Genomic DNA, 7,386 nt, shown 5'->3' with positions numbered 1-7,386 from the left:
AAAAGCTGCTCAGCCACAGCAAAAATGTGAACGAAATTTTTGTTTCGAATAGTTTTAGACCTTTCTTCTAATACTGCATCCAAAATGGAGTGGAGCTGCTCTTCAAATCCCATCACTGCACATTTATATAAAAATTGCTCACTTTTCCGCTTATCCAAATACCGGCTAACATTAAAACATTCCTCAGCAAAATAAGAATATAAAGCGCCTTCCGTCAGCCCGAGTCCTTCAACCCCTCATTCAGATACTGCACTCTATCACCACTACAATCGAATCATTCTCATAATAAAAAGCCTGAAGCAATTTCAGGCTTTTACTGATCCATGTATTGAATTAACTTCTTGATTCCATCTTTACTAATCCATGCCTCACCAATTTTAACGGCCTCAGTTGAAATCTTACCTGTAATCGAGCACACATAGGTTTGACGATGAGGCTCAATGATTATTTATGTATCATTATAGGAAATATCAATCATATCGCCATCTTTTAATTGAAATCGATCTAATAAATCTTTGGGCAATAAAATTCGCCCCAATTCACAGCTTTTGCTAAACCTAAAGAAGCACTAAGTGCCATGAGGAGGGCACTGAAAAAGTCTATTTAAAGAGAAAAAGAAGCTAATCACCTTTTATGTATAGGTGATTAGCTTCTTCCCAGTTCACTAACAAGTAAATTTAACAATAAAAAGGTGCTAGTACCACCCATAATTCGGATGATATCTAGCACCTTTTTTATTTTTTACTCTTCATGATAATCTTCATTTACAACTGTAAAATGATCAATGGTTTCACCGTCAGATGTAACAGAGGTGAAGCTGATTCGATCTTTGTTCACTTTGGCTTGTAATGAAATTGCGATATTTTCCATGTTGACGAAGTCAAATTTCTCATCTACCACGGCATCATAGTGCTTTTTACCGGTTGTACCGGCGACCACATAAACCGTTCCGTTCGGATCTTCTTTTCCGTCTTTCAGCTTTTTCGTTCTGCCATAAGAATGATCATGGCCAGAGAACACGATGTCAATCCCTAATTCATCGACGACCGGTGGCAGTTTTTGTTTCATGAGTTCATTCCCGCCAAACGGATTTGTGTAATAAGGAGGTTTGTGTGTCACAAGGATTTTCCAAGGTTTATCGGAATTCGTAACATCTTGTTTCAGCCACTCTAACTGCTTGTTCAGAATCTCGGTATCATCGGTGTATCCTAGTACGCTAATGTGCATGTTATTGTAATCAACCGAATATGTCCCGCCTTTGTCTGCCTCAGGTCCATTTTCAGGGGAGTTTAAGATGGCTTTTGCTCGCTGACCATTCGCATCTCCCATGTATTCATGATTTCCTAGCGCCGCAACAAGATCGGTGGAACGAATGTTGCTGTATTGGCTTAAGACATTTAATGTATCATCCCATTGTTTAAATTTGGAGGATTCGTCAATCAGATCGCCTACATGGATCATGAACGATAAGTCTTTTTTATCAAGATCCCCAAGAATTTTCGTAAAGTCACTTAAATCTGCTGGCGATTGCGTGTCACCTAAAACGGCAAATTCAAAGCTTTGCTTCCTCATTAAAGTGGTGAATTCTTGCAGCTCTGACCAGTTCTCTCCATCTCCCACTCGATAAACGTATGTTGTCCCTTGTTGTAATTTCTTTAATGTGACTTCATTTACTCGGACGATTCCATTTTTCGTAGGATCTTGCTCCCCAGAGAATACCTGGTTAGTGGATGATCCGGCGATGGATTCTAGCGACTGTTCACCTTTCTTGTCAAAATCCTTTTTTCGTGCAAATTGAATAACGGGTTTTTCTTTCGCTAACGGACTCGACATCCAGGTGAAACCTTTTCCTTTATGAGGATCACTTGTTGGAGTGGAAAGGATATTTTTTATTTCTGTCACCGCCATAAGAGGCGGATAGGTCTGCGTGTTTACTTTAAACGAATACTTTCCATCCTTTACAGCATATAAAGAGATGTTCTTCACTTCATTTGTGATAGTATCCACACGGAGAACACCTTTTTCATCTGTTTTTCCTACTAGAACAGGCTCCGTGTTGCCATTGATGATGGCGAAAATTTCTGCGTCAGCGATTAACTCGTTGTTCATATCTTTCAATGTCATAACAACGGGCTTCCCGATTAATATAGGCTCTGCGATAATATCGAAGGCACCTTTCACTTCGACGCTGGCTGGTGCCATTAAATACGTTGAAACGAAGTTTTCTTCTTTTGGTATCGTGTAGCTTAAGCTAGCTTCAATCATTTCATAGGTTAATTTGCTGCCTTCTTTTGTCGATGGAGGAATTCGAATCTGAATCGTTGCAGCTTCTGCGGTTGCCGCTGTTTCGCCACTATTCATTAGATTCAATGTAAGTATTCCAGTTTCAGTATCATAGCTTGAGGTACTTGTGTTGAACCCATTAGAAAAAGCAACATTTTCCACTGGGAAGTTCTTATCTAACTGCATTTTAATGGTGGAGCCAGAGATTTCAGATGGATTGTCAGCCTTCACTACTAGGTCAAACACATCACCTAGCAGGGCTTGGTCTTGTTTTTTGACCAATTCCATCTTTGCCGCGCCAGTGTTCACGGTAAAATAGACCGTTTTAACGGCTTGGTTTCCGAATTTATCAGGGACCATAAGGGTTATTTGATGGGTTCCATCCGCCCATTGTAATCCACTTAATGAGACCGACCCATCCATATCAAATGAAAAATGACCTTCTGATTTGGAGTAGTCTTTGCCATCTACTAAAAATCTGATTTTTTCCCAGTCAATTCCCGTTTTAAAAGGATCATCTTCATATTCATTCACGTTTGCTTTCAAATTGACCGCATTTGTCGTGAATTCTTTCCCTTCTACGTTAATTGATTGGATAACTGGAGGATTTAAGTCATCCACTTTATCTCCATATACGGCTCTAATATTATCAATATAGATGGTGCCTTTTCTCAGGGGTACGGTGATTCCTGATTTCGTAACCATTAATCTTACCGCTTGTGTTCCTGATATTTTGAACGGACCTGTAAAGGAGGCTGGTATGTCGGCCTCGATGTATTTCCAGCCTGTCCAATTGATCCCTGGTTTTTCTTGATTAAGATTAATGGTTTGCGTTTTGCCGTTTCCGTCCACAATGTTCATTCTCAGCCAATAACCTTGTGCATCCGGAGTTGCGTAAATCCACATTCCAATGCTGGAGGGATTATCTGGAATTGCGATATTTGAGCCAGGTCCTGCATAGGCTCCAAGGGTGGTTCCAGTTTGTGCACTTGTTAGATCAAAATCCAATTTCAATGACTGATTGCCGAATCTTACTGGTGCTGGATAGGCAGCCAAACCAAGTGTCGCTTTTTCACCGCGCCCCACAACAGATGGTTTCCAGCCTTCAAGCCCGCCTTCAAAATCAAATAAGACTTCAGGAAGCTTTCCAACCGAAACATTGATTTGTGCTGAAAGGTTTGTCTCCTTCAAGCGAGCCGTAATCGTCCCTGAAACCGTTTTGTCTCCAGTATGGAGGACACCAGATTCATCAATGGTTCCCATTCCTTCAGGGATGTCAAACTCCATATCTTGAGAGTTCCAGTGTACATTTCTCTTTTGGAATTTTGTCATTAAGTTTAAATTGGTTTGACTATTTTTAGCTGCTGTTAGCTCTGTTGAAGTAAAGGACATCTCATCAGGCTGGGCAATTTCAACGATACTTTTTCCAACCAGATTGCCCTGATATTTCAGGATGATTTCCAACTGTCCTGTTTTTCCATTTGATAAAAACTTTCCATTCTCATCGATCGTACCAAAGGTTGAATCAGACAATTCCCATGTTAAACCGGAGGCTGGCAGAGATGCTGAAGCCATAGATTTGTCTCTTCCCTTGGCCGTAAATGGAACCGTGGCACTTGGGGTAAAGGATTGGTCATATGGTTCAATATGAGCCGAATCAAAAAGGTGGTCGGATGGCTCTTTCGAGACAATCAGCCAAGAGTTTGCTACGCTTCTTTCTGAACGATCAGAAGGTTGATTGTCTATCTCAAGATTATCGCCGCCCAGTTCGCGAGTTGTGAAGGTAGAAGACCCACCTCCATCAAGGTTTAACGCATTTACTGCCCCTAAATCGATCATTAATTGTGCTAAATCAGGCATGGAGATTCCAGCTGAATAAACTTCTTGTCTTCCGTCGATCACGGCAAAAAACACATCGCCGTCTGCTTTAATCCCAACCGCTGTTCGAGGCTCTCTATCTGCTCCCGTTTGTGGAGTTTGATAGACTTGACCATTTTTTACGAGAATGGCATTCCCACCCAGCGCTTCTTTTAATTGATCTTTCATTCCATCATATAGAGTTGAGTCCCCAATGACGGCTTCACCAGATTTTTTGATTCCGAAGAATTTTTGTGATGCTGAATACTGAGCCTTTAATGCTTGTCCATCTTTGTAAACAACGCCCATTGGTTCACCAGTAGCCATATTATAAAAATCAGCATTCACAGCTGCCACTACTTTACGGTTGTCGCCATTTGCTGCATTGGCTTGCTGTCTAACGGGCTGAAGGCCAAATGCGGCTCCGTCATTCGGTGTACCTGCTTCAATGGATACGCTAGAATTTTGTACATCAACATCCACTACAAAACTCTCAATCTTTTTTCCATCTTTTCCTTCAAAGCTGTAGTGTTTTTCCATTACACCCGAAGCAAGACTAGCTTGATATTCATTGATGGGTGTTTGAATGACGGGTGAGTTTAAATCGAAGCTGCCTAAAGCTAATGTAAGACTTGGGGAAATAATACTGCTTGCCAATGCAAAGGACAGGGTAATCGGAAAGATCCTTTTTTTCCAATTTTTCCTCATATAGCACCTCCAAAAATTAAGCCTATTCACTAGTTGTCTAGTTGTCTATACCAATTACTGCTTAAATAATAAGTCGTTCTTTTCTAATTAAAATGTCTGTATTGTTTGAAGAAAACTATTTATTCGTTTTTAATGAATCCAGATTGGATAGCTTCAGCAACTTCTTTTGCAATCTCTATAATAGTAGAATTCATACAAAGCTTTTTGTGCCAAATATGTGCTGATGGTCCTTCTGAATTGAAATCTTTAATTAATAGGAGTTCATAGAATGTACCTTCTTGTTTAAGCGTAACTATGTATACTGAAAAATTTGATGCTTTAAATATTTTTTGCTTAATGATATATTGCTTGTCAATTTCTTTAATATTTAGGGTCATTGGTAGCACTTCATCATTAATTCCAGAAACTGTTAACATTGTAACCCCCCCCTAAATTCCTAATTAACCACCCACTTTTATAAGTAACGGAAGAAAAACGAACAATAAATAGAACGAAAAATAAAAAGGTATAGGCTCCTCCTTCGCCAAATACCATGATAGCCACTCAAGCTATCCCCACTAATATATATATTAAAGCTGTATTGTTAATAAAATACGTCTTAGATGTTATAGATTTGTAAATGATCTATCAAATAAACATTAAGGACTTTAAATCGAGCATTCACAGTAGGTTGACATAACCCCCGGTCTAGGAAGTATATTATGTCTGGTGTTAAAACAAGCCTAAATAAAAAACGCCCATTCTGGATTCTATACTACATGCACCATTTTTTGACTTAACATCCGGATGAGGAAGTATTCAACTTCCTTGCTCAATAAGAAAAGCCGCCTTTTAAAGGCAGCCGGTTCTTTACTCTATTTCTACATATTTTTACTTTGTTGGAGAAGTTTGGATTCTCCTGTCCGTTCCCATTCTTCCACTGTCTTATATGCACTTTCAGGAGAATACCCTTTACCTACAAGGAATCCCATTAGAATAAATTCTTGAAGAATATGTGTAGAATTTATTCCTCTTTTAACATCCTCTAATCCTTCATTAACCAAAAATTCCGTGTGCTGTATCCATTCATCTGGAGTCTTGCCAAAAATAACGGTATTTCCATTGGGATGACTACCACCCTCTTCCTCAGCCACTGCATCTGCTTTGGTTGAATGAATAGTACCAAATGGATGGTTAGGAGGAGCATATATCGAATAAAGTTTTAGTGGAATATTACCTGTATTTGTTACATTATGCCATGTCCCAGCAGGAATCAAGATTGCAGAATCATCGTAGACATATCTATTAAAGTTTAAATTATCTTTACTTTTTCCCATTTGAACAATCCCCTGGCCTTGTTCAATACGTAAGAATTGATCGACGTCAGGATGGATTTCCAAACCGATATCTTCTCCAACATTGAGACTCATTAAAGTAACTTGTAAATGTGTCCCTGTCCATAAAGCAGTACGATAAGTATTGTTTTGCTTAGTTGCTTCATTGATGTTAACGACAAATGGTTTTGGTCCATAATCTGTTAACAATATACTACCCTCGCCTTTGGAAGAGCGATAAGAATCAAATCTGTTTGCATGTTCTAACTCATTAGGATATGCCCAGTAAACCGATTGTCTTCCGTAGTAATTGTTCACTGGTACATTAGCACAATACGGGTATTGATATTGATACATATAAGGAACATAGTACATTTTTCTCAAATCCCCTCACAGTTTATAAAATTATCCTATGCAACGTGATAAAGGAATGTACTTAGACTCCAGTCTCGCTTAAATCACATACTATTTGTATTATGTTCCTTAACCTCCACCTTTTTCTTTGAATTAAAGGGTAATGAAGTTGAATACTTCTTCATCCGCGTGTTATGTCAACTTACTGAGCATGACGTAATACAACCAGGTTCCGAGAGGAAATAATCACTTGAATGGTGGTGTTTTTCTGATAAAGAAATATCTGTCCTGGTTATCACTTGTCTTCTTGTTATTATCTTTCATCCCAATTTTCGTTCTCCTATTCACAAATACTGGGTTTTTCGCGTTCGGTTTAGAAGGGAAAATTGGTCTCTTTGCTCTACCTATTCCAGCGTTAATTGGACTTATTTCTGGAATATTCGGTGTTAAGGGGAATGTGAGATTTTACCTTATTTTTTTAAATATTTCTAGCATGCTTTTTTACAGTGTGCTAATTTTTGTTGCTGTCTATGGATTTCAAGAACCTTAAAATAACAACAAGAATCAGCTGCCATTCATGGCAGCTGATTCTTGTTAAGCAATGGAGTCGAAAACATCCTACGCCGCGTGTAAGTCAACCTAGGATGTAACGCGACACAATCCAGTTAAGGAATTGAATTGATGGAATCTGGTTACGGATAATATTGAAAGAAGAAAGATGTATAACTTCACTATTTGGTTAACTGACTGGCTATGGAAATTTCGTTTGGAGGAGATAGGTATGAAAATTACTCGAACAATTGATTATGAGTTAATTGCACAATTAAATAAACCAATACTTGAGTTACATGCGTCTTTATATCCACAACAT

3 protein-coding genes are annotated in these 7,386 nt (G+C 38.8%); all 3 read right to left on the bottom strand.

What is annotated here, in order from left to right:
* Positions 1 to 741: 741 nt before the first annotated feature.
* The gene (locus C8K15_RS19450) at positions 742 to 4,848 is read right to left on the bottom strand and encodes a phosphodiester glycosidase family protein (RefSeq protein WP_108588042.1); all 4,107 of its coding nucleotides are present in this window, start codon (positions 4,846 to 4,848) and stop codon (positions 742 to 744) included.
* 119 nt (positions 4,849 to 4,967) lie between these two features.
* Positions 4,968 to 5,264 carry a hypothetical protein gene (locus C8K15_RS19445; RefSeq protein ID WP_108588041.1) on the bottom strand — a complete coding sequence of 99 codons (297 nt, stop codon included), beginning with the start codon at positions 5,262 to 5,264 and terminating at the stop codon, positions 4,968 to 4,970.
* Positions 5,265 to 5,708: 444 nt separating this feature from the next.
* The gene (locus C8K15_RS19440; protein ID WP_108588040.1) at positions 5,709 to 6,536 is read right to left on the bottom strand and encodes a cupin domain-containing protein; all 828 of its coding nucleotides are present in this window, start codon (positions 6,534 to 6,536) and stop codon (positions 5,709 to 5,711) included.
* Between the last annotated feature and the right edge of the window lie 850 nt (positions 6,537 to 7,386).

This window comes from Paenisporosarcina sp. OV554, from assembly GCF_003058165.1.
Classification (GTDB): Bacteria; Bacillota; Bacilli; order Bacillales_A; family Planococcaceae; genus Paenisporosarcina.
This window is presented reverse-complemented; position numbering and strand designations above follow the sequence as displayed.

Coding starts and splice junctions, on each gene's coding strand:
- C8K15_RS19440 (WP_108588040.1), bottom strand. CDS start 6,536: ATGTACTATGTTCCTTATATGTATCAATATCAATACCCGTATTGTGCT.
- C8K15_RS19450 (WP_108588042.1), bottom strand. CDS start 4,848: ATGAGGAAAAATTGGAAAAAAAGGATCTTTCCGATTACCCTGTCCTTT.
- C8K15_RS19445 (WP_108588041.1), bottom strand. CDS start 5,264: ATGTTAACAGTTTCTGGAATTAATGATGAAGTGCTACCAATGACCCTA.